Annotated in this window: 21 protein-coding genes and 5 tRNA genes; 19 read left to right on the top strand and 7 right to left on the bottom strand. The window is 60.7% G+C overall.

Translation table 11 applies throughout. The annotated features are described in order from the left end of the window. Positions 1-123: 123 nt before the first annotated feature. A complete protein-coding gene (trhP, locus tag EPZ47_RS19595; protein WP_135848041.1) occupies positions 124-1,449 on the bottom strand; it encodes a prephenate-dependent tRNA uridine(34) hydroxylase TrhP in 1,326 nt (441 codons plus the stop codon). Positions 1,450-1,596: 147 nt separating this feature from the next. Here trhP and EPZ47_RS19590 point away from each other — a divergent pair, with 147 nt between their 5' ends. Next, on the top strand, positions 1,597-2,658 hold the full coding sequence (locus EPZ47_RS19590) for an AI-2E family transporter (protein WP_135846314.1): 1,062 nt from the start codon (positions 1,597-1,599) through the stop codon (positions 2,656-2,658). On the opposite strand, the gene EPZ47_RS19585 is transcribed toward EPZ47_RS19590, so the two are convergent. The 3 genes from EPZ47_RS19585 to EPZ47_RS19575 all read right to left on the bottom strand — a co-directional run bounded on the left by EPZ47_RS19585 (position 2,655) and on the right by EPZ47_RS19575 (position 3,442). Beyond that, positions 2,655-2,837, bottom strand: coding sequence for a hypothetical protein (locus tag EPZ47_RS19585; RefSeq protein WP_135846313.1), 183 nt, complete (start codon positions 2,835-2,837; stop codon positions 2,655-2,657). The genes EPZ47_RS19590 and EPZ47_RS19585 overlap by 4 nt on opposite strands. A gap of 88 nt (positions 2,838-2,925) precedes the next feature. After that, complete coding sequence (locus EPZ47_RS19580) at positions 2,926-3,120, bottom strand: hypothetical protein (RefSeq protein ID WP_135846312.1); 195 nt, start codon at positions 3,118-3,120, stop codon at positions 2,926-2,928. A gap of 246 nt (positions 3,121-3,366) precedes the next feature. Next, positions 3,367-3,442, bottom strand: a tRNA-Asn gene (locus EPZ47_RS19575). A 234-nt stretch (positions 3,443-3,676) separates the two neighbouring features. Here EPZ47_RS19575 and EPZ47_RS19570 point away from each other — a divergent pair. Then, entirely contained in the window at positions 3,677-3,904 is a 228-nt protein-coding gene (locus EPZ47_RS19570) for a hypothetical protein (RefSeq protein ID WP_135846311.1), read from the top strand. 120 nt (positions 3,905-4,024) lie between these two features. On the opposite strand, the gene EPZ47_RS19565 is transcribed toward EPZ47_RS19570, so the two are convergent. Next, positions 4,025-5,221 carry an amino acid aminotransferase gene (locus tag EPZ47_RS19565; protein ID WP_135846310.1) on the bottom strand — a complete coding sequence of 399 codons (1,197 nt, stop codon included), beginning with the start codon at positions 5,219-5,221 and terminating at the stop codon, positions 4,025-4,027. A 331-nt stretch (positions 5,222-5,552) separates the two neighbouring features. On the opposite strand from EPZ47_RS19565, the gene uvrB reads away from it, so the two are divergent. From uvrB to EPZ47_RS19510, 11 genes are all read left to right on the top strand, one after another. After that, a complete protein-coding gene (gene uvrB, locus EPZ47_RS19560) occupies positions 5,553-7,568 on the top strand; it encodes an excinuclease ABC subunit UvrB (protein ID WP_135846309.1) in 2,016 nt (671 codons plus the stop codon). A gap of 224 nt (positions 7,569-7,792) precedes the next feature. Beyond that, on the top strand, positions 7,793-9,274 hold the full coding sequence (gltX, locus tag EPZ47_RS19555) for a glutamate--tRNA ligase (RefSeq protein WP_135846308.1): 1,482 nt from the start codon (positions 7,793-7,795) through the stop codon (positions 9,272-9,274). A 146-nt stretch (positions 9,275-9,420) separates the two neighbouring features. Continuing rightward, positions 9,421-9,496, top strand: a tRNA-Ala gene (locus tag EPZ47_RS19550). A gap of 79 nt (positions 9,497-9,575) precedes the next feature. Then, a tRNA-Glu gene (locus EPZ47_RS19545) sits at positions 9,576-9,651 on the top strand. Positions 9,652-9,704: 53 nt separating this feature from the next. Then, positions 9,705-9,780, top strand: a tRNA-Ala gene (locus tag EPZ47_RS19540). 76 nt (positions 9,781-9,856) lie between these two features. Continuing rightward, positions 9,857-9,932, top strand: a tRNA-Glu gene (locus tag EPZ47_RS19535). Positions 9,933-10,113: 181 nt separating this feature from the next. Next, entirely contained in the window at positions 10,114-10,653 is a 540-nt protein-coding gene (locus EPZ47_RS19530) for a TetR/AcrR family transcriptional regulator (RefSeq protein WP_135846307.1), read from the top strand. Between the two features lie 28 nt (positions 10,654-10,681). Beyond that, positions 10,682-11,515 carry an alpha/beta fold hydrolase gene (locus tag EPZ47_RS19525; protein WP_135846306.1) on the top strand — a complete coding sequence of 278 codons (834 nt, stop codon included), beginning with the start codon at positions 10,682-10,684 and terminating at the stop codon, positions 11,513-11,515. 85 nt (positions 11,516-11,600) lie between these two features. Next, a complete protein-coding gene (locus EPZ47_RS19520; RefSeq protein ID WP_135846305.1) occupies positions 11,601-12,050 on the top strand; it encodes an acyl-CoA thioesterase in 450 nt (149 codons plus the stop codon). Positions 12,051-12,162: 112 nt separating this feature from the next. Then, positions 12,163-13,122: a tRNA dihydrouridine synthase gene (locus EPZ47_RS19515; protein WP_135846304.1), complete on the top strand. Its 960-nt coding sequence runs from the start codon at positions 12,163-12,165 to the stop codon at positions 13,120-13,122. A gap of 119 nt (positions 13,123-13,241) precedes the next feature. After that, positions 13,242-13,694, top strand: a complete 453-nt coding sequence (locus EPZ47_RS19510) for an Hsp20 family protein (RefSeq protein ID WP_135846303.1) — start codon at positions 13,242-13,244, stop codon at positions 13,692-13,694. Between the two features lie 71 nt (positions 13,695-13,765). Here the strand turns inward: EPZ47_RS19510 and EPZ47_RS19505 are convergent, their stop codons facing one another. Together EPZ47_RS19505 and EPZ47_RS19500 are read right to left on the bottom strand one after the other, a co-directional pair. Beyond that, complete coding sequence (locus tag EPZ47_RS19505; protein ID WP_135846302.1) at positions 13,766-17,044, bottom strand: EAL domain-containing protein; 3,279 nt, start codon at positions 17,042-17,044, stop codon at positions 13,766-13,768. A 69-nt stretch (positions 17,045-17,113) separates the two neighbouring features. Beyond that, positions 17,114-18,001 carry a LysR family transcriptional regulator gene (locus EPZ47_RS19500; protein WP_135846301.1) on the bottom strand — a complete coding sequence of 296 codons (888 nt, stop codon included), beginning with the start codon at positions 17,999-18,001 and terminating at the stop codon, positions 17,114-17,116. A 157-nt stretch (positions 18,002-18,158) separates the two neighbouring features. Between EPZ47_RS19500 and leuC the strand changes: the two genes are divergently transcribed. The 6 genes from leuC (at position 18,159) to EPZ47_RS19470 (ending at position 24,638) form a co-directional block, all read left to right on the top strand. Then, positions 18,159-19,577: a 3-isopropylmalate dehydratase large subunit gene (leuC, locus tag EPZ47_RS19495; RefSeq protein ID WP_135846300.1), complete on the top strand. Its 1,419-nt coding sequence runs from the start codon at positions 18,159-18,161 to the stop codon at positions 19,575-19,577. 11 nt (positions 19,578-19,588) lie between these two features. Beyond that, the gene (gene leuD / locus EPZ47_RS19490; protein WP_135846299.1) at positions 19,589-20,233 is read left to right on the top strand and encodes a 3-isopropylmalate dehydratase small subunit; all 645 of its coding nucleotides are present in this window, start codon (positions 19,589-19,591) and stop codon (positions 20,231-20,233) included. 139 nt (positions 20,234-20,372) lie between these two features. After that, positions 20,373-21,137: a class I SAM-dependent methyltransferase gene (locus EPZ47_RS19485; RefSeq protein WP_135846298.1), complete on the top strand. Its 765-nt coding sequence runs from the start codon at positions 20,373-20,375 to the stop codon at positions 21,135-21,137. Between the two features lie 65 nt (positions 21,138-21,202). Continuing rightward, positions 21,203-22,285, top strand: coding sequence for a 3-isopropylmalate dehydrogenase (gene leuB / locus EPZ47_RS19480; RefSeq protein WP_135846297.1), 1,083 nt, complete (start codon positions 21,203-21,205; stop codon positions 22,283-22,285). Between the two features lie 54 nt (positions 22,286-22,339). After that, on the top strand, positions 22,340-23,452 hold the full coding sequence (gene asd / locus EPZ47_RS19475) for an aspartate-semialdehyde dehydrogenase (protein WP_135846296.1): 1,113 nt from the start codon (positions 22,340-22,342) through the stop codon (positions 23,450-23,452). A 175-nt stretch (positions 23,453-23,627) separates the two neighbouring features. After that, positions 23,628-24,638 carry an aspartate-semialdehyde dehydrogenase gene (locus EPZ47_RS19470; RefSeq protein WP_135846295.1) on the top strand — a complete coding sequence of 337 codons (1,011 nt, stop codon included), beginning with the start codon at positions 23,628-23,630 and terminating at the stop codon, positions 24,636-24,638. The last annotated feature ends 153 nt before the right edge of the window (positions 24,639-24,791 follow it).

Here is a 24,791-nt window from a genome sequence, read left to right as displayed (position 1 = left end):
TTTCGCTCGCGATCCAGATGTTTCGCCTGGGCAACCGGGCCCTATCGGGAGCGGAGGATCGCAGCCTTCGGCAGTTCCTGCCGAGGGCTGAAAATACCTGTGGGAGCGAGCACTGTCCCGGCCTTACGCTTCCCGCACATCCCGCATCAACAACCCGAACCGCAAATCCACCGCATCCGGAATCGGCACGTACACCACATGCCCATCCCCCGGCGCCACGTCGATGCTCTGGCCTTTGACGTTCTGCAACTGATGCAGGTCGAAGTGAAAGTTGCCCTTGGGTGTCATCAGTTCCATGTGATCGCCCAATTCGAAGCGGTTTTTCACGCGCACTTCGGCCAGCCGTTCGCGCCGTTCGCCGGTCAGTTCGCCAACGAACTGCTGGCGCTCCGACACCGAACTGCCGTTCTGGTAGTTCTGATACTCATCATGCACATGGCGCCGTAGAAATCCTTCGGTGTAGCCGCGTTGGGCCAGGGACTCCAGGTCAGTCATCAGGCTGCGGTCAAATTCCCGGCCGGCCACCGCGTCATCGATGGCCCGGCGATACACCTGAGTGGTGCGTGCGCAATAGAAGTGCGACTTGGTCCGGCCTTCGATCTTCAACGAGTGCACGCCCATGTGGGCCAGCCGTTCCACGTGCTGCACCGCTCGCAGATCCTTGGCGTTCATGATGTAGGTGCCGTGCTCGTCCTCGAAGGCCGGCATGGAGTCTTCCGGGCGATTCGCTTCCTGGAGCAGGAACACCTGGTCGGTGGGCGCGCCGAGGCCCAGGGTCGGCTCGGGTTGACAGGTTTGCACGATGTCGCCCACGGCGTTTTCCACCGCCGGTTGCGCCGAGTATTTCCAGCGGCAGGCGTTGGTACAACTGCCTTGGTTGGCGTCGCGCTTGTTCAGGTAGCCCGACAGCAGGCAACGCCCTGAGTAGGCCATGCACAGGGCGCCGTGGACGAACACTTCCAGCTCCATGGCCGGCACCTGCTGGCGAATCTCGGCGATTTCCTCCAGGGACAGTTCCCGGGACAGGATGATCCGGCTCAAACCCTGCTGCTGCCAGAACTCGACGCTCGCCCAATTCACGGTGTTGGCCTGCACCGACAGGTGAATCGGCATCTGGGGGAAGTGCTGGCGCACCAGCATGATCAGCCCAGGGTCGGACATGATCAGTGCGTCCGGCGCCATGGCGATCACCGGCTCCAGGTCCTTGAGGAAGGTGCGCAGTTTGGCGTTGTGCGGGGCAATGTTCACCACTACGTAGAACCGCTTGCCCATGGCCTGGGCCTCACGAATGCCCAGGGCCAGGTTGGCGTGGTCGAATTCGTTGTTGCGCACCCGCAGGCTGTAGCGCGGCTGGCCGGCGTACACCGCGTCGGCACCGTAGGCAAAGGCGTAACGCATGTTTTTCAAGGTGCCGGCGGGAGCGAGCAGTTCGGGGGCGGCGAGGGTCATGGTGGCGTCAGATCGCAAAAAGCGGCGAGGGTACGCCACGGTCGGCCCGGCGGTATTGATTTGGATCAACGCCGGAGGCAAACGCGAAGGCACTCCGGCGAGTCCTGGAGGACTAATGTTTATCCCGCCTTTGGACATGGAACGCTGATGAATCGAAAGATGCTGCAAAACAAATCCCAGATGCTGCTGTTGATCCTGGTCACCCTCGCTTTCATCTGGATTTTGCTGCCGTTTTACGGCGCGGTGTTCTGGGCGGTGATCCTGGGTATCGTCTTTGCGCCGATGCAGCGCCGCCTGCAGTTGAAGTTCGGCTGGCACCGCAACGTCATCTCGCTCCTCACCTTGAGCATTTGCGTGGTCAGTGCGATTTTGCCGGTGATCATCATCAGCACCTTGCTGGTCCAGGAAGGCGCGGCGTTGTACAAGAGCCTGGAAAGCGGAGAACTGGACATTGCCGATTACCTGGCCCGTTTCAAGGATGCCTTGCCGCCGTACTTCCAGCACCTGCTGGATCGCTTCGGCCTGGGTAACCTGAACGGGTTGCGGGACAAGATCGTCAAGAGCGCAATGCAGGGCAGTGAATTCTTCGCCACCCAAGCCTTCAGTTTCGGTCAGGGGACGTTCCAGTTCCTGGTCAGTTTCTTTGTCATGATTTATTTACTGTTTTTCTTCCTGCGAGATGGCCCGGAATTGGTGCGCAAAGTGCGCATGGCCATTCCCCTGGCTGAACATCAGAAGCGTCGCCTGCAGTTGAAATTCAACCGGGTGGTGCGGGCCACGGTAAAAGGCAACCTGCTGGTCGCCATCAGCCAGGGCGCGCTGGGCGGGCTGATCTTCTGGATCCTGGGAATCCCGACGGTATTGCCGTGGGCGGTACTGATGGCGTTCCTGTCGCTGTTGCCGGCTGTGGGGGCGGGCATTGTCTGGGCGCCGGTGGCGGTGTATTTCCTGCTTTCCGGGGCGATCTGGCAGGGCGTGGTGCTGACGCTGTTCGGGGTGTTCGTGATTGGCCTGGTGGACAACTTCCTGCGACCGATCCTGGTGGGCAAGGACACCAAGATGCCCGACTACATGGTGTTGGTCTCGACGCTGGGCGGGCTGGCGGTGTTCGGGCTGAACGGTTTCGTGATCGGGCCGCTGATCGCCGCGCTGTTCATGTCGTGTTGGGCTTTGTTCGTTGAAAGCACGCCGCGCATACAACTGCCCTAGGCACTCAGTACATACGGGCCGATGCGTTGCGACAGGGCTTGGGCGGCGGGCAGTGAAGTCAACGGACCGCTGATGGTCACGCCGTCCTGCACCAGATACCAGCAGGCCAGCAGACCGCGTTCCCGGAGTGGGGCGGGGACGGCACTGCCAATGACAGACATGATTTGAACCTTGGGCATGGGAACCTCCATCAATCGATGGGGTTACCTTACGACTCAGCCTGGGTAACGAAAAATCAACTGCCTCAATAGTAGGAATCGATGCCGGTCAATCGACGACAAGATCGAGCATGTGCACCACTTCCTGCTCGTTGAGCAGGCCCTTGCGAACCAGGTTTTCCGCCAGCAGGGAAAGGAACTTGGCGCTACGATGGCCTTCCAGGTGCTTGAGTTCAGTCAGTGCGTTGTACACCTTGCTGGAGGTGCACAGGCCGACAATGTGGTGTGGATTTTGTGTGGGCATACCTTCGTCCTTGTTGTTATGAAGCTGTTGTTGACGGACCACACCAGTTTGCGGCGCGGTCATGACGCTCACGTGACAGCTTGGGTTGTAGGAAAAGAAAGCAGGATTCAGACCATAATGCCTTTTTTGCGCCGGAATATTGTTCCGGCAGCGACATCGGCAAGCTTTTTCAACCAGCAGCGCTTTTTATTCGCCCACGAAAAAGCCCCTGAACCTTTCGATTCAGGGGCTTTACTTGTCGCTATTTGGCTCCACGACCTGGACTCGAACCAGGGACCCAGTGATTAACAGTCACTTGCTCTACCAACTGAGCTATCGCGGAATGGCGCGTATGTTACTGATTGGAAAAGAGAAGTCAAGCTTCTATTGCTGATCGGCACATTTCCGGTGCCCGTTTACGGTCAATCTACGATTGGCAGTTACCGCCGCGACGGGAGAGGGCTACCATGGTCGCCCGGAAGTGGCAGGACGCGCTGCCGGCCATTCGCCGACATAAGGTACGCGCCATGAATCTCCTGTTACCGCTTCACACCGCCAGCCGCAGCGGGGTGTCGCTATGAGCACCGCACAGATCAGCTTGCCCAAGGGTGTGGGGCCTCACGCCGAAAAACTCTACGACGCTATCACCCAGGCCAGCACCACCGATGAACTGAACCGTGCCGGGGGCAAGGCCGAAGGTTTTGTCCTGGGGTTGGAAAGCGCCAAGGCGATCAAGAGCCAGATTGCCGAGTCGTTGTATGTGATCTATGACGATGCGGCGAGTCAGCGGGCGACGGAGCTGTAGCCTTGCCGAAAGTGTTGCGCCGGGTGCTTTTGTGGCGAGGGGTACACCTGACCTGGTGGTGACGCTCAAAAAAAAACGGGAAGCCCAATGGCTTCCCGTTTTTCATCCGGCGCGAAAGTTTCAGATCACCTGAACAATCGCCTTGGTCACCGCCTCGATGTTGTTCTGGTTCAGCGCGGCCACGCAGATACGGCCGGTGTCCAGGGCATAGATGCCGAACTCGTTGCGCAGGCGCGTCACTTGTTCAACGCTCAGGCCGGAGTAGGAGAACATCCCGCTCTGACGTGCGACGAAGCTGAAGTCGTGGTGCGGCGCGGCCTTGGCCAGCATATCCACCATCTGGTTGCGCATGCCGCGAATCCGCAGGCGCATTTCGGCCAGTTCGGCTTCCCACTGGGCCCGCAGCTCAGGGCTGTTGAGCACGGCAGCGACAATGCTGGCGCCGTGGGTCGGTGGGTTGGAGTAGTTGGTGCGGATCACGCGCTTGACCTGGGACAGCACGCGGGCACTTTCTTCTTTCGATTCGCTGACGATCGACAGGGCGCCAACGCGCTCGCCGTACAGCGAGAACGACTTGGAGAACGAGCTGGACGCGAAGAACGTCAGGCCCGACTCGGCGAACAGGCGCACGGCCGCTGCGTCTTCGTCGATGCCATCACCAAAGCCTTGGTAGGCCATGTCCAGGAATGGAACATGGTTCTTGGCCTTGACCACCGCCAGCACGTTTTTCCAATCTTGCGGGCTCAGGTCCACGCCGGTCGGGTTGTGGCAGCAGGCGTGCAGCACGACGATCGAGCGGTCGGGCAGGGCGTTGAGGTCTTCCAGCAAGCCGCTGCGGTTCACGTCATGGGTGGCGGCGTCGTAGTAGCGGTAGTTCTGCACCGGGAAGCCGGCGGTTTCGAACAGGGCGCGGTGGTTTTCCCAGCTTGGGTCGCTGATGGCCACGACGGCGTCAGGCAGCAGTTGCTTGAGGAAGTCGGCACCGATTTTCAGTGCGCCGGTGCCGCCCACGGCCTGGGTGGTGATGACACGACCGGAGGCGATCAGCGGGGAGTCCTTGCCGAACAGCAAGGTCTGCACCGCCTGGTCGTAGGCGGCAATGCCGTCGATTGGCAGGTAACCACGGGAAACGTGCTGAGCCACGCGAGCCGTCTCGGCTTCGACAACCGCGCGCAGGAGTGGAATGCGCCCCTCCTCGTTGCAGTAAACACCCACGCCCAGGTTGACCTTATTGGTACGGGTGTCGGCGTTGAATGCTTCGTTGAGGCCCAGGATGGGGTCGCGGGGTGCCAATTCGACAGCGGAAAACAGGCTCATTATTGCGCGGCTCTGAATGGAGTGGGGGGGACGTGTCGCGCTCCAGCCGGATGCACTAGAGCGGTGCACAAACGGGGAGCTAGTATAGAGGCCATCACCGGGCGCGGCGACAGGCGATTGGGCTTTTGCGGTAAGTATTTTCGTTTTTTTTCGACCGTTAGTCCCTTTGCCGCGTCAAAGTCTGCAAGGCGTGTAGGACGTTCGTCTTGAAAGCGAAGGCATTCACCTCCACATTGTATGTATCCCAGCTTTTTCCTCGGGCGACATCAGTCGTTTCGGTCTTTCTCGTCCCTGTCGGCTGACCGACAGGGATGAACCCAGAGGTTTTGTTATGTCTGAATTCCAGCTAGTCACCCGATTCCAGCCCGCCGGCGACCAGCCGGAAGCCATCCGCCTGATGGTTGAGGGCATCGAGGCCGGTCTGGCGCACCAGACCTTGCTTGGTGTGACCGGCTCGGGCAAGACCTTCAGCATCGCCAACGTGATCGCCCAAGTGCAGCGCCCGACCCTGGTACTGGCGCCGAACAAGACCCTGGCGGCGCAGTTGTACGGCGAGTTCAAGGCGTTTTTCCCGAATAACGCGGTGGAGTATTTCGTCTCTTATTACGACTACTACCAGCCCGAGGCCTACGTGCCATCGTCAGACACCTTCATCGAGAAAGACGCCTCGATCAACGACCACATCGAGCAAATGCGGCTCTCGGCGACCAAGGCGTTGTTGGAGCGCAAGGACGCGATCATCGTCACCACCGTGTCGTGCATCTACGGTCTGGGCAGCCCGGAAACCTATCTGAAGATGGTGCTGCATGTGGATCGTGGCGACAAACTCGACCAGCGCGCCTTACTCAGGCGCCTGGCGGATTTGCAGTACACCCGCAACGACATGGATTTCGCCCGGGCCACCTTTCGGGTGCGTGGCGATGTGATCGACATCTACCCGGCGGAGTCGGACCTGGAGGCGATCCGCATCGAACTGTTTGATGACGAGGTAGAGAGCCTTTCGGCGTTCGATCCGCTGACCGGTGAGGTGATCCGCAAGTTGCCACGCTTCACCTTCTACCCCAAGAGCCACTACGTGACACCGCGCGAAACCCTGCTGGATGCCATCGAGGGGATCAAGGTCGAGTTGCAGGAGCGCCTGGAATACCTGCGATCGAACAATAAGTTGGTGGAAGCCCAGCGTCTGGAACAGCGGACTCGGTTCGACCTGGAAATGATCCTGGAGCTGGGCTATTGCAACGGCATCGAAAACTACTCGCGCTACCTGTCGGGCCGCCCATCCGGCGCCGCGCCGCCGACGTTGTATGACTATCTGCCGGCCGATGCCTTGCTGGTGATCGATGAGTCTCACGTCAGCGTGCCCCAGGTTGGCGCCATGTACAAAGGCGACCGTTCGCGCAAGGAGACTCTGGTGGAGTACGGTTTCCGCCTGCCATCGGCCCTGGATAACCGGCCGATGCGCTTTGACGAATGGGAGAGCGTGAGCCCGCAGACGATTTTTGTCTCGGCCACCCCTGGCAATTATGAGGCCGAACATGCCGGCCGGGTGATCGAGCAATTGGTGCGGCCAACCGGGCTGGTCGACCCGCAGATCGAAGTGCGCCCGGCGCTGACCCAGGTTGATGACCTGCTCTCGGAGATCACCAAGCGCGTGGCCTTGGAGGAGCGGGTGCTGGTGACCACGCTGACCAAGCGCATGTCCGAAGACCTTACCGACTACCTGGCGGACCATGGCGTGCGGGTGCGCTACCTGCACTCGGACATTGACACGGTGGAGCGGGTTGAGATCATTCGTGATCTGCGTCTGGGCACCTTTGATGTGCTGGTGGGCATCAACCTGCTGCGCGAAGGCCTGGATATGCCGGAAGTGTCGCTGGTGGCGATTCTCGACGCCGACAAGGAAGGTTTTCTGCGCTCCGAGCGCTCGTTGATCCAGACCATCGGTCGTGCGGCGCGTAACCTCAACGGTCGGGCGATTCTGTATGCCGACCGCATCACCGGTTCCATGGAGCGGGCCATCGGCGAGACCGAGCGCCGTCGCGATAAGCAGATTGCCTTCAACCTGGCCAACGGCATCACCCCCAAAGGCGTGTTCAAGGACGTCGCCGACATCATGGAAGGCGCCACTGTGCCCGGCTCGCGCAGCAAAAAGCGCAAAGGCATGGCCAAGGCCGCCGAAGAGAGTGCCCGCTACGAAGCCGAACTGCGCTCACCGAGCGAAATCACCAAGCGGATCCGGCAGTTGGAAGAAAAAATGTACCAACTGGCCCGGGATCTGGAGTTCGAGGCGGCGGCGCAGTTGCGCGATGAGATTGGCAAGTTGCGCGAGCGCTTGTTGGCTGTCTGAGGTTTTGTGGCGGTTTTAAGGGCCTCATCGCGAGCAAGCTCGCTCCCACACTGGATCTAGGGCGTTCATAAAACCCCTGTGGGAGCGAGCTTGCTCGCGATGGGCGCGACTCGGTCCAACGGCTGGCCACACAAATCTCGCTCTCACTGGAGCCCGCCCGCCATCGCCTGTTACCATTCGCCCCCTGTTTGATCTTTGCTTTTATCTTCTTTCCGAGACATGCCATGACCACCGTCCGCACCCGCATCGCGCCTTCGCCCACTGGCGATCCCCATGTCGGCACCGCTTACATCGCTTTGTTCAACTATTGCTTTGCCAAGCAGCATGGCGGTGAGTTCATCCTGCGGATCGAGGACACCGACCAGTTGCGCTCGACGCGCGAGTCCGAACAGCAGATTTTCGACGCTCTGCGCTGGCTGGGCATCGACTGGAGCGAAGGCCCGGACGTTGGCGGCCCGCACGGTCCGTACCGCCAGAGTGAGCGCGGCGATATCTATCAGCAGTATTGCCAGCAGTTGGTGGACATGGGGCATGCGTTCCCATGCTTCTGCACCGCCGAAGAACTCGACCAGATGCGCGCCGAGCAGATGGCTCGCGGTGAAACCCCGCGCTACGACGGTCGAGCGCTGCTGCTGTCCAAGGAAGAAGTCGCCCGCCGCCTGGCCGCTGGCGAGCCCCATGTGATCCGCATGAAGGTGCCGAGCGAAGGCGTCTGCGTGGTACCGGACATGCTGCGGGGCGATGTCGAGATCCCGTGGGATCGCATGGACATGCAAGTGCTGATGAAGACCGACGGCCTGCCGACGTACTTCCTGGCCAACGTGGTCGACGATCACCTGATGGGCATCACCCACGTATTGCGCGGCGAAGAATGGCTGCCGTCGGCGCCGAAACTGATCCTGCTCTACGAATACTTCGGCTGGGAACAACCGCAGCTGTGCTACATGCCACTGCTGCGCAACCCGGACAAGAGCAAGCTGTCCAAGCGCAAGAACCCGACCTCGGTGACGTTCTACGAGCGCATGGGCTTCATGCCCGAGGCGATGCTCAACTACCTGGGCCGCATGGGCTGGTCGATGCCGGACGAGCGCGAGAAGTTCTCGCTGCAGGAAATGGTCGAGCACTTTGATTTGTCGCGGGTTTCCCTGGGTGGGCCGATCTTCGACGTCGAGAAGCTGTCGTGGCTAAACGGCCAGTGGCTGCGGGACTTGCCGGTAGAGGAGTTCGCCGCACGGGTACAGAAGTGGGCATTGAACCCTGAATACATGATGAAGATCGCGCCCCATGTGCAGGGCAGGGTAGAGACCTTCAGCCAGATCGCACCGTTGGCCGGCTTCTTCTTTGCCGGTGGCGTAACGCCGGATGTGAAGCTGTTCGAATCCAAGAAGCTTTCGGGCGACCAGGTGCGCCAGTTGATGCAGCTGATCCTGTGGAAGCTCGAAAGCCTGCGTCAGTGGGAAAAAGACAGCATCACCGCGACCATTCAGGCCGTGGTCGAGTCTCTGGAGTTGAAGCTGCGTGATGCCATGCCGCTGATGTTCGCCGCCATTACCGGCCAGGCCAGCTCGGTGTCGGTGCTCGACGCGATGGAAATCCTCGGGCCAGACCTGACCCGTTTCCGCCTGCGCCAGGCCATCGACTTGCTGGGTGGTGTGTCGAAGAAGGAAAACAAAGAGTGGGAAAAACTGCTGGGCGCGATCGCCTAAGCGGTCGATGAGGCAGGGCATACCCCGGTTTTCCGGGGTTTGTCGGTAAGTGATTGTTATCCCGGCAAAAAACTTTCAAATTTGTTGAAAATAAATTTGACAGCCCTCCGATACGCCCTTAAGATTCGCCCCGTCCTCAGCGATGAGGGGCTATAGCTCAGCTGGGAGAGCGCTTGCATGGCATGCAAGAGGTCGACGGTTCGATCCCGTCTAGCTCCACCAATTTACACTTCAAGGCCTGGCCACACCGGTCTTGAAGCGATCAACACTCAGCGTTGATCAGTTGTATAGAAGGGTTTGCGTCCCCTTCGTCTAGTGGCCTAGGACACCGCCCTTTCACGGCGGTAACAGGGGTTCGAGTCCCCTAGGGGACGCCAGTTTTACAGAAGCGATGTTGCAAGATGTCGCTCCGCCGCGAGGCGAAAAATCTGGGGCTATAGCTCAGCTGGGAGAGCGCTTGCATGGCATGCAAGAGGTCGACGGTTCGATCCCGTCTAGCTCCACCAATTTACAGGTTCAAGGTCTGGCCACACCGGCCTTGAGTCGATCAGTTCTCAGCGCTGATCAAGTTAGAAGGTTTGTGTCCCCTTCGTCTAGTGGCCTAGGACACCGCCCTTTCACGGCGGTAACAGGGGTTCGAGTCCCCTAGGGGACGCCACGATTACCCGCTCTGCGGGATTTATAGGGGTCATTCAATTCTTGAATGGCCCTTTTGTTTGTCTGGCGTTCGGCCAATTCTCCTATTCCTCGAAAAGATGCTTCTGATCAGCGGTCAAATTTCCCGCTTGCGGAAAATTATTATACGTATAATATTTCAATCGTAATATTCGGAGGCAACGATGAGCGATAAAAAGGCACAAACCCGGGAACGCATTCTCAAGGCCGCCAGCTCCGCGCTGATCCAGCGTGGCCCGGCCGAGCCGAGTGTGGGCGAAGTGATGGGCGCCGCCGGGCTGACAGTGGGCGGTTTCTATGCTCACTTCGAAAGCAAGGATGCCTTGATGCTGGAAGCTTTCAAGCACTTGCTGAGTCAGCGCCGCGGCTTGATCGCCGCCATGGATACCGGGCTGAGCGGTGAGGAGCGGCGAGCCCTGGCAGCCGCGTTCTACCTCTCGCGCAAGCACCGCGACTCCACCGAGCTGGCTTGCCCGATTCCGGCATCGGTCGGCGAACTCGGACGGTTACCGGATGAATTTCGTGAGGTGCTCAATGAGCACATTGAGTTGATGGTCGCGCAGTTGGCGGCCAGCCCGGAAGACGCCGACAAAGCCTTGGCCGACATTGCCTTGATGGTCGGCGGCCTGGCCCTGGCACGGGCGCTGGGCCCGGGAGAGTTATCGGATCGTTTGCTTCGCGCCGCCAAGTCGGCGGTGCAATGAGCTAAGGCGCAAGCCCTGGAGATGAGTGATGAACAGGTTGAGCTGGATTCGTGGCGTTAATGGCACGCTGGGCTGGGTGACCCCGGGTCTGGTCGCGAAGAAGATGCGATCGCTGTTCATGCGCCCCCGCGACTTGCCGCCACGGGATTGGGAGTTGCCATTGCTGGCGACCTCCGAGCGCATCACCTTACGCTTCGGCCTGTCCGCCTTGCGCTGGGGCAAAGGTCCCACGGTCTTGCTGATGCATGGCTGGGAAGGGCGGCCCACGCAATTTGCGGCGCTGATCACGGCACTGGTAGACGCCGGCTACACGGTGGTGGCGCTGGACGGTCCGGCCCATGGCCGCTCACCTGGGCGTGAGGCCAACGTCCTGCTGTTCGCCAGGGCCATGCTCGAAGCCGCGGCTGAATTGCCGTCGCTGCAAGCCGTAATCGGACATTCCATGGGCGGCGCCAGTGCCATGCTCGCGGTTCAGTTGGGTTTGCAGACCGAGACCCTGGTCAGCATCGCAGCGCCCGCGCGGATCCTTGGCGTGCTGCGCGGGTTCGCCCGAATGATGGGGCTGCCGCCCAAGGCGCGTTCGGCCTTCATTCGCCTGGTGGAAAACGATGTGGGCATGCGCGCCTCGAAGATGGACGTCGCTCATTATCAACTGGACGTGCCCGGGTTGATCGTCCACGCCGAGGACGACACTGTTGTCTCGGTCAAGGAATCGCAACTGATTCACGAAGCCTGGTTCGACAGCCGCTTGCTGCGCTTGCCGCAGGGTGGTCATCAGCGGGTGTTGGCCGATCCTCGTGTCATTGATGGCGTGTTATCACTGCTGGCCGGGCGCAGCCTGCAAGCGCGGCAATCGGCTTGATCTGTGGGAGCAAGGCTTGCCCGCGATGGCGGTCAAGCTCGGATCCGTTACACTGGCCCCAACCAAATTCGACTGGGAGAGGGGCATGGGCTGGGATCGGGCAACACCATTCGTCATTGATCTTCAAGTAAATGCCGAAGACATCGACGGGCTGGGCCACGCCAATAACGCGGTATACGTCACCTGGCTCGAGCGTTGTGCCTGGCGCCATTCCCAGCGCCTGGGGTTGGATCTGGTGGAGTATCGGCGCTTGGACCGGGCCATGGCGGTGGTGCGGCATGAAATCGATTACCTCGCGGCGGCCTATGAAGGTGACGAGCTGCAACTGGCTACCTGGATCGTCGACTGGGACCAGCGGTTGAAGATGACCCGGCATTTCCAGTTGATCCGCCCCAGTGATAACACCACCTTATTGCGGGCCCAGACCACATTTGTCTGCATTGAACTGTCCACCGGCAGACCCAAGCGCATGCCGCCGGAGTTCATCGAGGGTTATGGTGTGGCACTGATGACATCCGGCATCCTCACCGACTGATCCACCGCTTTCGCGAGCAAGCCCGCTTCCACAAGGGATTTGTGGTGAATGCCGGATACGTGGGCAAAATCCGGTAAACTGCCGCACGTTTTTTCGTTGAGTGTGTTTTTCCATGCAAATTGCCCTGGCGCCCATGGAGGGGTTGGTCGACAACATCCTGCGGGACGTCCTGACCCGTGTTGGCGGTATCGACTGGTGTGTCACCGAGTTCATCCGTGTCAATGACCGTCTGCTCACGCCGGCCTATTTCCATAAGCTCGCCCCCGAATTGCTGAGCGGTGCCCGGACTGCCGCCGGCGTGCCGTTGCGGGTGCAATTGCTGGGGTCCGATCCGGTGTGCCTGGCGGAGAACGCCGCGTTGGCTTGCGAGTTGGGTTCAGAGGTTATTGACCTGAATTTCGGCTGCCCGGCCAAGACCGTGAACAAATCCCGGGGTGGGGCGGTATTGCTTAAAGAGCCGGAACTGCTCAACGAAATCGTCGAACACGTACGTCGTGCGGTGCCGAAACACATCCCGGTCACCGCCAAAATGCGCCTGGGGTTCGACAGCCCGGACGGCGCGCTGGTCTGTGCCACGGCGCTGGCCGAAGGCGGCGCGGCGCACATTGTGGTGCACGCACGGACCAAGACCGACGGCTACAAGCCGCCGGCTCACTGGGAGTGGATCCCGCGGGTTCAGGAAGTGGTCAAGGTCCCGGTATTCGCCAACGGCGATATCTGGAGCGTGGAAGACTGGCGCCGTTGCCGCGAGATCAGCGGCGTCGAGGACATCATGCTCGGTCGTGGCCTGGTTTCCCGTCCCGATCTGGCCCGGCAGATCGCCGCAGCCCGGGCCGGTGAGGAAGTGGTCGAGATGTCCTGGCTCGAACTGCAGCCGATGCTCCAGGAGTTCTGGGTGCAGGTGGTCGAGCAACTGACACCCCGCCAGGCACCGGGTCGGTTGAAGCAATGGCTGGCGATGCTGACCCGCAATTATCCCGAAGCGGTGGAGTTGTTTACCGCTCTGCGCCGGGAGACCGACCTGGATGCGGTGGGCCGCTTACTGGGTGTGCAGCGCACCGAAGCGGCCTGAAAAAATTTCAAAAAAAGCTCTTGAAAAGTTTTTGGCGGACCCTAGATAGGGGTTACGCGATGCCGAATTCGGGTCGCGGAGACAAAAAAACTTGCTGAATTTTTCAGGAGATTTGAATCATGAGTACTGCATTTTCGCTGGCCCCTCTGTTCCGTTCCTCGGTGGGTTTCGACCGTTTCAACGACCTGTTCGAAACCGCCCTGCGCAACGAACCGGGCAGCAGCTATCCACCCTACAACGTGGAAAAATATGGCGATGACGAGTACCGCATCGTGGTTGCCGCCGCCGGATTCCGGGAAGAAGACCTGGAGTTGCAGGTGGAAAAAGGTGTGCTGACCATCAGCGGTGGCAAGCGCGAGGCGAGCAACGACAGCGTGACCTACTTGCACCAGGGCATCGCCCAGCGTGCGTTCAAGCTGTCCTTCCGGTTGGCCGACCATATCGAGATCAAGTCCGCCGGCCTGAGCAACGGTCTGTTGAGCATCGACCTGTTGCGGGTGATCCCGGAAGAGGCGAAAGCCAAGCGCATCCCGATCAATGGGGCGCAACCGCAACCCGCGCTGCAAAACTGATGCATCGCAACTGAAGAAGGGCGCCAGATGGCGCCCTTCTTCATTCTGGAGATTTCATTGTGGGTCTTGCATCACGGCAACAACCGCTCAAACGCCTCCAGCGGTAACGGCCGGCTATGCAGGTAGCCCTGGTACAAATGGCAATCAAGCCCTTGCAAGAAATGCAATTGCTCCAGGGTTTCCACACCTTCGGCAATCATTTCCAGGTTGAGGCTGCGGGCCATGGCGACGATGGCGCGGATGATTTCGGCGTCGTTGGGGTCGCTGGTGGCGTCGCGCACGAATGACTGGTCGATTTTCAGGGTGTCCACCGGCAGGCGCTTGAGGTAGGTCAGCGACGAATAGCCGGTGCCGAAATCGTCCATGGCAAAGCTCACTCCCAGTTTTTTCAGCCGGCGCATCTTGCCGATGGTGTCGTCCAGGTTCTGGATCACGATGCCTTCGGTGATTTCCAGCTTCAGCATGGAGCAGGGCAGGCCATGGGTGGCGAGGCAGCTTTCAATGCGTTCGACGAAGTCGCTCTGGCGGAACTGCCGCGGACTGATGTTCACGCACAGGCTGAAATGCTGCGGATCGACCTTGCCCCTGGCGATCAGTCGTTTGAAGCCTTCACAGGCTTCGTCGAGGATCCAGGTCCCGACTTCCAGGATCAGCCCGCTGTCTTCGAGCACTTTGATGAATTCGTTGGGCGACTGGGCGCCCAGGTCCGGGTGATGCCAGCGCACCAGGGCTTCGGCGCCGATGATGCGGTTGTCCCGTGCGTCGACCTGGGGCTGGAAATGCACGCTGAACTCGCCGCGGGCCAGGGCCTGGCGCAGGTCGGTTTCCATGCGCAGGCGTTCGCTGGCGGCTTTTTGCATGGTGGCGTGGAACATCTGCGAGGTATTGCGTCCCGAATCCTTGGCGCGGTACAGCGCAATGTCGGCGCGCTTGAGCAGGTCGGTCGGGGTGGAACCATGGTCGGGGATCAGTGCCATGCCAATGCTCGGTGTGACTTGCAGGCGCTGGCCGTCGAGGAACATCGGTTCCGAGAGCAGTTCGCGCAAGGTATCGGCCAGGCTCTGGACTTGCGCGCTGACCGCTGCGCGGCTGCCTTCCAGGCCGCTGAGCAGCACCACGAATTCGTCGCCACCGAGCCGCGCAACGGTGTCCTCGAGGCGCACGCTGGCTTCAAGGCGTGCGGTGATGATCTTCAGCACCGTGTCACCCACCGGGTGACCAAGGGAGTCGTTGATGTGCTTGAAGTGGTCCAGGTCGAGAAACAGCAGGGCGCCACGCAGGTTATGGCGCTTGAGCAAGGCGATTTGCTGGCTCAGCCGGTCCATCAACAAGGCCCGATTGGGCAGGTTGGTCAGTGAGTCGTGATAGGCCAGGTGGCGTATCTGCGCTTCGGCATTGCGCAGCAGGCTGACGTCTCGGGCCGTCAGCAGCAGGCAGGCTGTTTCGTTGAGTGTGATGGGCTCCACCGAGACTTCCACGGTGAGTATTTCCCCGCGTTTGTTGCGCCCGAGCATTTCCAGATGATGCACGCGGCCCTTGAGTTGCAACTCGGCCAGCAGCATCGCGCGCTGCTTTTCTTCGGCCCAGATCCCCATCTCATAGACCGTGTGCCCGATCACTTCGTCGGCGCGATAGCCGGTCAGGCGACAGAAGCCGTCGTTGACCTCAAGGTAACGGCCGCTCTCGTGTTCGGTGATGGTGATAGCGTCGGGGCTGGAGTGGAACGCCTTGGCGAACTTCTCCTCGCTGGCCTTGAGGGCCGCTTCGGAGCGTTGCTGTTGGGTGATGTCGCGCAAAGTGGTGACGATGCAGGGTTGGTTGCCGACATTGATTTGCCGGCTGGAGATCACACAGGCCAGCGGATGGCCGTTCTTATGGTGGACAACGATGGCGACATTGTTCAGTGACTGCTCGCGGATCACCCGTTCGATGCGTTGCAGGCTGCTGCCCGAGGCATCCCAGAGACCAATTTCGTCGGCGCTGAGGCCGATCACATCACTGGCCGCCCAGCCGAAGGTTTGGGTGAAACTGGAGTTGATTTCGAGGAACCGGCCACTGTCCTGATGGGTGACGCAGATCGGGTCGGGGCTGACCTGGAACAGCGTGGCGAATTTTTCCTCCGATGCCGCCAGGCTCTGCTCGCGTTCGACCTGGTCGGTGATGTCCAGCAAGGTGCCGGCCATGCGCAAGGGGCTACCGTCGTCGTTGCGATAGAGGCGGGCGCGGCTTTCCAGGTAGCGGGAGCTGCCGTCTGGCAGTTGTACGCGGTAGGTCAGTTGATAATTGCCTGCCGGCCCTTCACGCAGGCTGCGGTAGGCGTTGCGCATGTTATTGCGTTCTTCGGTGGGGACCCCGTCGAAAAACTCATCGAACGACTCATGAAACGGCTTGGGCTCCAGGCCGTGGAGCTGCGCAGCCCGGGCCGAGCCGTAGAGCATGCCGCTGGGAATGTGCCAATCCCAGGTGCCCAGTTGCGCCGAGTCGAGGGCCAGGTCCAGGCGTTCCTGGCTGTCTTTGAGGGCCTGTTCGGCCCGTTTGCGTTCGGTAGTGTCAAGGAACGCGCTCAACAAGTACGGTTGGCCTTCGAGTTCGACCTTTTGCGCGCTGAGCAGGCCACTGTGGATCTGGCCATTGCTGGCCTGCAACTCGACCTCCATGCTTGCCAGTTCGCCCTTGGCGTTGATGGCTTCCACCAGTTTTTTTCGCTGCCCGGGGTCGACCCACAAACCCAGTTCCAGCGTCGTGCGGCCGATGATGTCGTGCAACGGCCAGCCAAACAGGCTTTCGAAATATTGGTTGGCCTCGACGATCAGTCCATCTTCCTGGCGGGTCAGCAGCACCATGTTCGGGCATAGATGGAAGAGCGTGGCAAAGCGCTTTTCCGAACTGCGCAGTGCCTGTTCCCGTTCGCGTTGATGGGTGATCTCGCGGATCACCCCGATCATTCGGGGACGGCCATGCTTGTCGGGCAGCACGCTGCCGCTGATTTCCAGCCAGTGCAGGCTGCCATCGGGCCAGACGATGCGGTGATGCATGGCCTGTTCCAGCGGCGCGCCAGCCACTGCCGCGTGAAAAGCGCGCAGGGCTTTGGCCCGGTCTTCGGGTAGCAGCAGGTCCAGGTAATCCACATCCGCCGGCAATGGCTGGCGCGGATCGAAGCCGAACAGCGCCTGGGTGCCCCGGGACCAGCTGATTTGCCCGGTATCGATGTCCCACGACCAGGCCCCCAACCGCGCACCGTTCAGGGCGGCCAGCAATTGCGGCGCGCTGTCCCAGCTTTGCTCGGACCGTTTTGGGTCGAGCGCCTGAATACGCGGCAGGGGCGGCAGGTGGTCAGCGGGTTTGGCCATTATCTCGCGAGCCTTGAGCAGATTTGGGCGTTAGGCATAGGCATTGCGGCTCTATAGGAGTAGCACAACCTATGCCTTTGTCCCTGGCAGATCGATTTGTGCGTCCAGTAAGGCCATGAAAGCCCGTGCAGCATTCGACAGCGTCCGTTCGGTGTGCAGGATATAGCCTAGCTCGCGACTGAGCTGTATGCCCGGCAAAGGAATGCGCGCCACCTGTTCGTCGAGCATGGTGCGCGGCAAAACGCTCCAGGCCAGGCCGATGGAAACCATCATTTTTATGGTTTCCAGATAATTCGTGCTCATGGCGATGTTGGGCGTCAGGCCTTGGGCCTGGAACAGGCGTTGGACGATGTGGTGGGTAAAGGTGTTGCCGCCGGGGAAAACCGCGGGGTGCAAGGCAATATCCGCCAGGCTGACCGCGCCGTTGAGCAACGCATGTTCCGGCGCCACCACGAAATCCAGAGGGTCGTCCCACACCGGCGTGGCCCGTACCAGGGTGTGTGGTTCGGGGGCGAGGGTGATGACCGCCAGTTCTGCCCGGCCATGGAGGATTTCTTCGTAGGCCACTTCCGAATCCAGGAACTGAATGTCCAGCGCCACCTGTGGGTAGCGTCGGGTGAATTCCCTTAATAAAGGTGGCAGGCGGTGCAGACCGATGTGGTGGCTGGTGGCGAGCGTCAGGCGCCCGGTCACTTCGCCGGTCAGGTTGGTCAGGGCGCGACGGGTATCGTCCAGCACGTTGAGGATCTGGTAGGCCCGTGGCAGCAGGGCGCGACCGGCCTCGGTCAGGCCCACTTCCCGGCCCAGGCGGTCAAACAGGCGGACCTTGAGTTGTTGCTCAAGGCCAGCAATGCGCTTGCTGATGGCTGGCTGGGTCAGGTGCAGGCGTTCACCGGCGCCGGAGAAACTACCGGTCTCGGCGATGGCAATAAAGGCATTGAGATTGGCGAGGTCCATGGTGGTTCCAGTCGGATTCCAGTTGGTTATGCAAAGTATGAAAAATATGAATTTGAGTTATTTAATGTAACCCCATAGGATCAGCCTCACAAGCCAAGGGGTTATTGATTCGCTCAGGACCCGGGGCATAGAAACAAGCTGATGAGGAAACCGTCTGATGGCCGGCAAAACGCTCTACGACAAGCTCTGGGATTCGCATTTGGTCAAGCAGCGCGACGATGGTTCGGCGCTGATCTACATCGATCGTCACATCATCCATGAAGTGACTTCGCCGCAGGCTTTCGAAGGCCTGCGTCTGGCCGGGCGCAAGCCGTGGCGCATCGATGCCAACATCGCGACCCCGGACCACAACGTACCGACCACGCCGGAGCGCAAGGGCGGCATCGAAGCCATTGCCGACCAGGTCTCGCGCCTGCAGGTGCAGACCCTCGACGATAACTGTGACGAATACGGCATCGTCGAATTCAAGATGAATGATGTGCGTCAGGGCATCGTCCACGTCATCGGCCCGGAGCAGGGCGCAACCTTGCCGGGCATGACCGTGGTCTGCGGCGACTCCCACACCTCGACCCACGGTGCGTTCGGCGCCCTGGCCCATGGCATCGGCACCTCCGAGGTCGAGCATGTGCTCGCCACCCAGTGCCTGGTCGCCAAGAAAATGAAAAACATGCTGGTGCGCGTCGAGGGCACGTTGCCGTTCGGCGTGACCGCCAAGGACATCGTCCTGGCCGTGATCGGCAAGATCGGCACCGCCGGCGGTAACGGCCATGCCATCGAGTTCGCCGGCAGTGCGATTCGCGACCTGTCTGTCGAAGGCCGCATGACCATCTGCAACATGTCCATCGAAGCCGGCGCTCGCGTTGGCCTGGTGGCCGCCGACGAAAAAACCGTGGAATACGTCAAGGGTCGTCCGTTCTCCCCGAAAGGTGCTGAGTGGGACATGGCAGTCGAAGCCTGGAAAGACCTGGTCTCCGATGCTGATGCGAAATTCGACACCGTAGTCGAGCTCGACGCGACCCAGATCAAACCGCAAGTCAGCTGGGGCACTTCCCCGGAAATGGTCTTGGCGGTGGATCAGAACGTCCCGGATCCCGCCAAGGAAATGGACCTGGTCAAGCGTGACTCGATCGTCCGCGCCCTGAAATACATGGGCTTGAGCGCCAACCAGGCGATCACCGACATTCAGCTCGATCGCGTGTTCATCGGCTCCTGCACCAACTCGCGGATCGAAGACCTGCGCGCCGCTGCAGTGATCGCCAAGGGCCGCAAGGTCGCCTCGACCATCAAGCAGGCCATCGTCGTGCCGGGCTCGGGTCTGGTGAAGGCACAGGCCGAAGCGGAAGGGCTGGACAAGATTTTCCTCGAGGCCGGTTTCGAATGGCGCGAGCCGGGGTGCTCGATGTGCCTGGCAATGAACCCCGACCGTTTGGAGTCGGGCGAACATTGCGCCTCCACCTCCAACCGTAACTTCGAAGGCCGTCAGGGCGCCGGTGGTCGTACGCACCTGGTGAGCCCAGCCATGGCCGCGGCGGCGGCTGTCAACGGCCGTTTCGTCGACGTCCGCGAATTGATCTGAAGGAGCGCAGCATGAAAGCTTTTACCCAGCACACTGGTCTTGTCGCGCCTTTGGATCGTGCCAACGTCGACACCGATCAGATCATTCCCAAGCAGTTCCTGAAGTCCATCAAGCGCACCGGCTTCGGCCCGAACCTGTTCGACGAGTGGCGCTACCTGGATGTCGGCCAGCCGTACCAGGACAACTCCAAGCGGCCGTTGAACAAGGATTTCGTGCTCAACGCCGAGCGCTACCAGGGCGCCAGCGTGTTGCTGGCCCGCGAGAACTTCGGCTGCGGTTCCAGTCGTGAACACGCGCCATGGGCCCTGGAAGAGTACGGTTTTCGCAGCATCATCGCGCCGAGCTACGCCGACATCTTTTTCAACAACAGCTTCAAGAACGGTTTGCTGCCGATCATCTTGAGTGAAGCTGAAGTGGACGAGTTGTTTCAGCAAGTCGAGGCCAATCCGGGCTATCAACTGCAGATCGACCTTGCGACCCAGACCGTGACCCGTCCCGACGGCAAGGTGTTGAGTTTCGAGATTGACGCGTTCCGCAAGCATTGCCTGCTCAACGGCCTGGACGATATCGGCCTGACCTTGCAGGACGGCGAGGCGATTGCCGCGTTCGAGGCCAAGCATCGGGCGAGCCAGCCTTGGCTGTTTCGGGATGCTTGATTTTGAGTAAGGCGTAAAGACGCCATCGCGAGCAAGCTCGCTCCCACACTGGATTTGCAGCGTAAACAAAACCCCTTGTGGGAGCGGGCTTGCTCGCGAAGATGGCGGCACTAACAACGCAAGCTAAAAGGAAGTCCCTATGACCAGCACCGTCCACAGTCAGGTTGTACAAAAGCAATTCGGTGAACAGGCCTCGGCCTATCTGAGCAGTGCCGTGCACGCCCAGGGCGCCGAGTTCGCGCTGCTACAGGCTGAGCTGGCGGGCCGTGGCGATGCCCGGGTGCTGGACTTGGGCTGTGGCGCCGGTCATGTGAGTTTCCACGTCGCGCCACTGGCCGCCGAAGTGGTGGCCTACGATTTGTCCCAGCAAATGCTCGATGTCGTCGCCGCCGCGGCAGTGGATCGAGGCATGGGTAACATCACCACGGTACGCGGTGCCGCCGAGCGCCTGCCGTTCGCCGATGCTGAGTTCGACTTCGTGTTCAGCCGTTATTCGGCGCATCATTGGAGTGACCTGGGGCTGGCGTTGCGGGAAGTGCGCCGGGTGCTCAAACCGGGTGGTGTGGTGGCGTTCATTGATGTCCTGTCGCCCGGCATGCCGTTGCTGGACACCTACCTGCAAAGCGTCGAAGTGCTGCGCGACACCAGCCATGTGCGCGATTATTCGGCCGGTGAATGGCTGCGCCAGGTCAGCGAAGCGGGGCTGCACACCCGCAGCACCGCGCGCCAGCGCCTGCGCCTGGAATACCGCTCCTGGGTCGAGCGCATGCGCACCCCCGAGGTGATGCGTGCAGCGATTCTTGAGCTGCAACGCGCCATGGGTGATGAAGTGCGTGAATATTTTGAGATTGAGGCCGATGGTTCGTTCAGTACAGATGTACTGGTGCTGTGGGCCGAGCGATAGCATTTTTCCCGGTCAGTCCAAGGCTGCCAAGCCTGGGGCGCGCCGATAGAGCAAATGAGGAAAGCATGAGCAAGCAGATTCTGATTCTCCCTGGCGATGGTATTGGCCCGGAAATCATGGCCGAAGCGGTCAAGGTCCTGGAGCTGGCGAACGACAAGTACGGCCTGGGCTTCGAGCTCAGTCACGACGTGATCGGCGGCGCAGCCATCGACAAACATGGCGTGCCCCTGGCCGATGAAACCCTGGACCGTGCCCGCGCAGCCGATGCCGTGTTGCTGGGTGCCGTGGGCGGCCCGAAATGGGACAAGATCGAGCGCGATATTCGTCCCGAGCGCGGCCTGCTGAAGATCCGTGCACAACTGGGCCTGTTCGGCAACCTGCGCCCGGCGATTCTCTACCCGCAGTTGGCCGACGCCTCGAGCCTGAAGCCGGAAATCGTTTCGGGCCTGGACATCCTCATCGTCCGTGAGCTGACTGGTGGTATCTATTTCGGCGCCCCGCGCGGCACGCGTGAACTGGATAACGGCGAGCGTCAGGCCTACGACACGCTGCCGTACAGCGAAAGCGAAATCCGCCGTATCGCCCGGGTTGGTTTCGATATGGCCCGCGTGCGCGGCAAGAAGCTGTGCTCGGTGGACAAGGCCAACGTCCTGGCGTCCAGCCAACTGTGGCGCGAAGTGGTCGAGGAAGTCGCCAAGGATTACCCGGACATCGAACTGAGCCACATGTACGTCGATAACGCCGCCATGCAACTGGTGCGCGCACCGAAGCAGTTCGACGTGATCGTCACCGACAACATGTTCGGTGACATCCTGTCCGACGAGGCATCGATGCTCACCGGTTCCATCGGCATGCTGCCGTCGGCCTCCCTGGATGCCAACAACAAGGGTATGTACGAGCCGTGCCACGGTTCGGCACCGGACATCGCCGGGCAGGGCATTGCCAACCCGTTGGCGACCATTCTGTCGGTGTCGATGATGCTGCGTTACAGCTTCAACTTGAACGATGCCGCCGACGCGATCGAAAAAGCCGTCAGCGTGGTCTTGGATCAAGGCTTGCGCACCGGTGATATCTGGTCGCAAGGTTGTACCAAAGTCGGTACGCAGCAAATGGGCGATGCAGTAGTCGCCGCGCTGCGGAATCTGTAATCTTTCGGGTCCACCGCTCCGACGGTGGCCCACTTTTGTATAGGTGTAGTTGCGATGAAACGTGTAGGTCTGATCGGTTGGCGCGGCATGGTCGGTTCCGTGCTCATGCAGCGAATGCTGGAAGAGCAGGATTTCGATCTCATTGAGCCGGTGTTTTTCACCACTTCCAATGTCGGTGGCCAGGGCCCGTCCGTGGGCAAGGACACCGGTGTGCTCAAGGATGCCTACAGCATCGACGAGCTCAAGACCCTCGACGTGATCCTGACCTGCCAGGGCGGCGACTACACCAGCGAAGTCTTCCCCAAGCTGCGTGAAGCCGGCTGGCAGGGTTACTGGATCGACGCTGCGTCCAGCCTGCGCATGCAGGATGACGCGGTGATCGTCCTCGACCCGGTAAATCGCAAGGTCATCGACCAGCAGCTGGACGCGGGCACCAAGAACTACATCGGCGGCAACTGCACCGTCAGCCTGATGCTGATGGGCCTGGGCGGCCTGTTCGAAGCCGGGTTGGTGGAGTGGATGAGCGCCATGACGTATCAGGCGGCTTCCGGTGCCGGCGCGCAGAACATGCGTGAGCTGATCAAGCAGATGGGCGCGACCCACGCCGCCGTCGCCGATGACCTGGCCAACCCGGCCAGTGCCATCCTGGACATCGACCGCAAGGTCGCCGAGGCGATGCGCAGCGATGCGTACCCGACCGAGAACTTCGGCGTGCCGTTGGCCGGCAGCCTGATCCCGTGGATCGACAAGGAACTGCCTAACGGCCAGAGCCGTGAAGAGTGGAAGGCCCAGGCCGAAACCAACAAGATCCTCGGTCGCTTCAAGAGCCCGATCCCGGTGGACGGCATCTGCGTGCGCATCGGCGCCATGCGCTGCCACAGCCAGGCGCTGACCATCAAATTGAACAAAGACGTGCCGATCGCCGATATCGAAGGGCTGATCAGCCAGCACAACCCTTGGGTCAAGCTGGTGCCGAACAACCGCGAAATCAGCATGCAGGAGCTGAGCCCGACCAAGGTCACCGGCACCCTGAATGTCCCGGTAGGTCGTTTGCGCAAACTGAACATGGGTTCGCAATTCGTCGGAGCCTTCACCGTCGGCGACCAACTGCTGTGGGGCGCGGCCGAACCGCTGCGTCGCATGCTGCGGATCCTGCTCGAGCGTTGATTGATCACTGCTGTGAAAGAACCCGTGCCTTGTGAGAGGTGCGGGTTTTTTATTGGCAGTTGTGTGTCAGGGCTCGCGATGAGGCCGGTAAAGTCACTACGCATTTCCTGCCAATTGCCTGCATACCCACCGCCCGGTAAAGTGCCGCTCCCCACGTTTTACCTGAGGTAGACCCATGAGCCAGTCCTTTGATATTGCCGTGATCGGCGCCACCGGTACTGTCGGCGAAACCCTCGTCCAGATCCTCGAAGAGCGGGACTTCCCGGTCGGCAACCTGCACCTGCTGGCCAGCAGCGAGTCGGCAGGCAGTTCGGTGATGTTTCGCGGTAAAAACGTGCGGGTGCGAGAGGTCGATGAATTCGACTTCAGCAAAGTCCAATTGGTGTTCTTCGCCGCCGGGCCAGCGGTGACCCTGAGTTTTGCACCGCGTGCCACGGCGGCCGGTTGTGCGCTGATTGACTTGTCCGGTGCCTTGCCGCCGGAGCAGGCGCCGCAGATCGTGCCCGAAGCCAACCCGCAGGTACTGTCTGGTTTAAGCAAGCCATTGCAAGTCAGCAGCCCCAGTGCTTCGGCTACCGTATTGGCGGTCGCGCTGGCACCGTTGCGCGAATACCTGGATTTACAGCGTATCAGTGTGACCGCCAGCCTCGCCGTGTCGGCCCAGGGCCGTGCCGCCGTCAGTGAGCTGGCGCGCCAGACCGCCGAGCTGCTCAACGCCCGCCCATTGGAGCCGAAGTTCTTTGACCGGCAGATGGCGTTCAACCTGCTGGCCCAGGTCGGCACCCCGGACGAACAGGGCCATACGCAACTGGAAAGGCGCCTGGTTCGCGAGTTGCGCCAAGTGTTGAATCAACCTTTATTAAAGATTTCCGTCACTTGCATTCAAGCCCCGGTGTTTTTCGGCGATAGCTTTAGCGTGACTGTGCAGTCTGCGAACACCATCGACCTGTCCAAGGTTAACGCAGCCCTGGAGGCGGCGCCCGGGATCGAGCTGGTGGAGGCGGGCGATTATCCGACTCCGGTGGGTGATGCGGTGGGCCAGGATGTGGTCTACGTTGGCCGCGTGCGGGGCGGTATCGACGATCCGGCTGAACTAAATATGTGGCTGACGTCAGATAACGTGCGCAAGGGCGCAGCGCTCAATGCAGTGCAGGTGGCTGAGTTGTTGATAAAAGACCTGCTGTAAAAGATACTTGGCAACAATTTGTCGAATGATTCTAGCTGGGCGCTATGCTTGGCCAGAGCGTTGAAGGCGAACATCCCTGCGGGGACTTGCCCGGGGCATGAGTGAAACGATCGCGCGCACCGTCGCTTCGGGGCTGCGCGCAATGCCTTACGG

The organism is Pseudomonas viciae (assembly GCF_004786035.1).
Lineage (GTDB): Bacteria > Pseudomonadota > Gammaproteobacteria > Pseudomonadales > Pseudomonadaceae > Aquipseudomonas > Aquipseudomonas viciae.
This window is presented reverse-complemented; position numbering and strand designations above follow the sequence as displayed.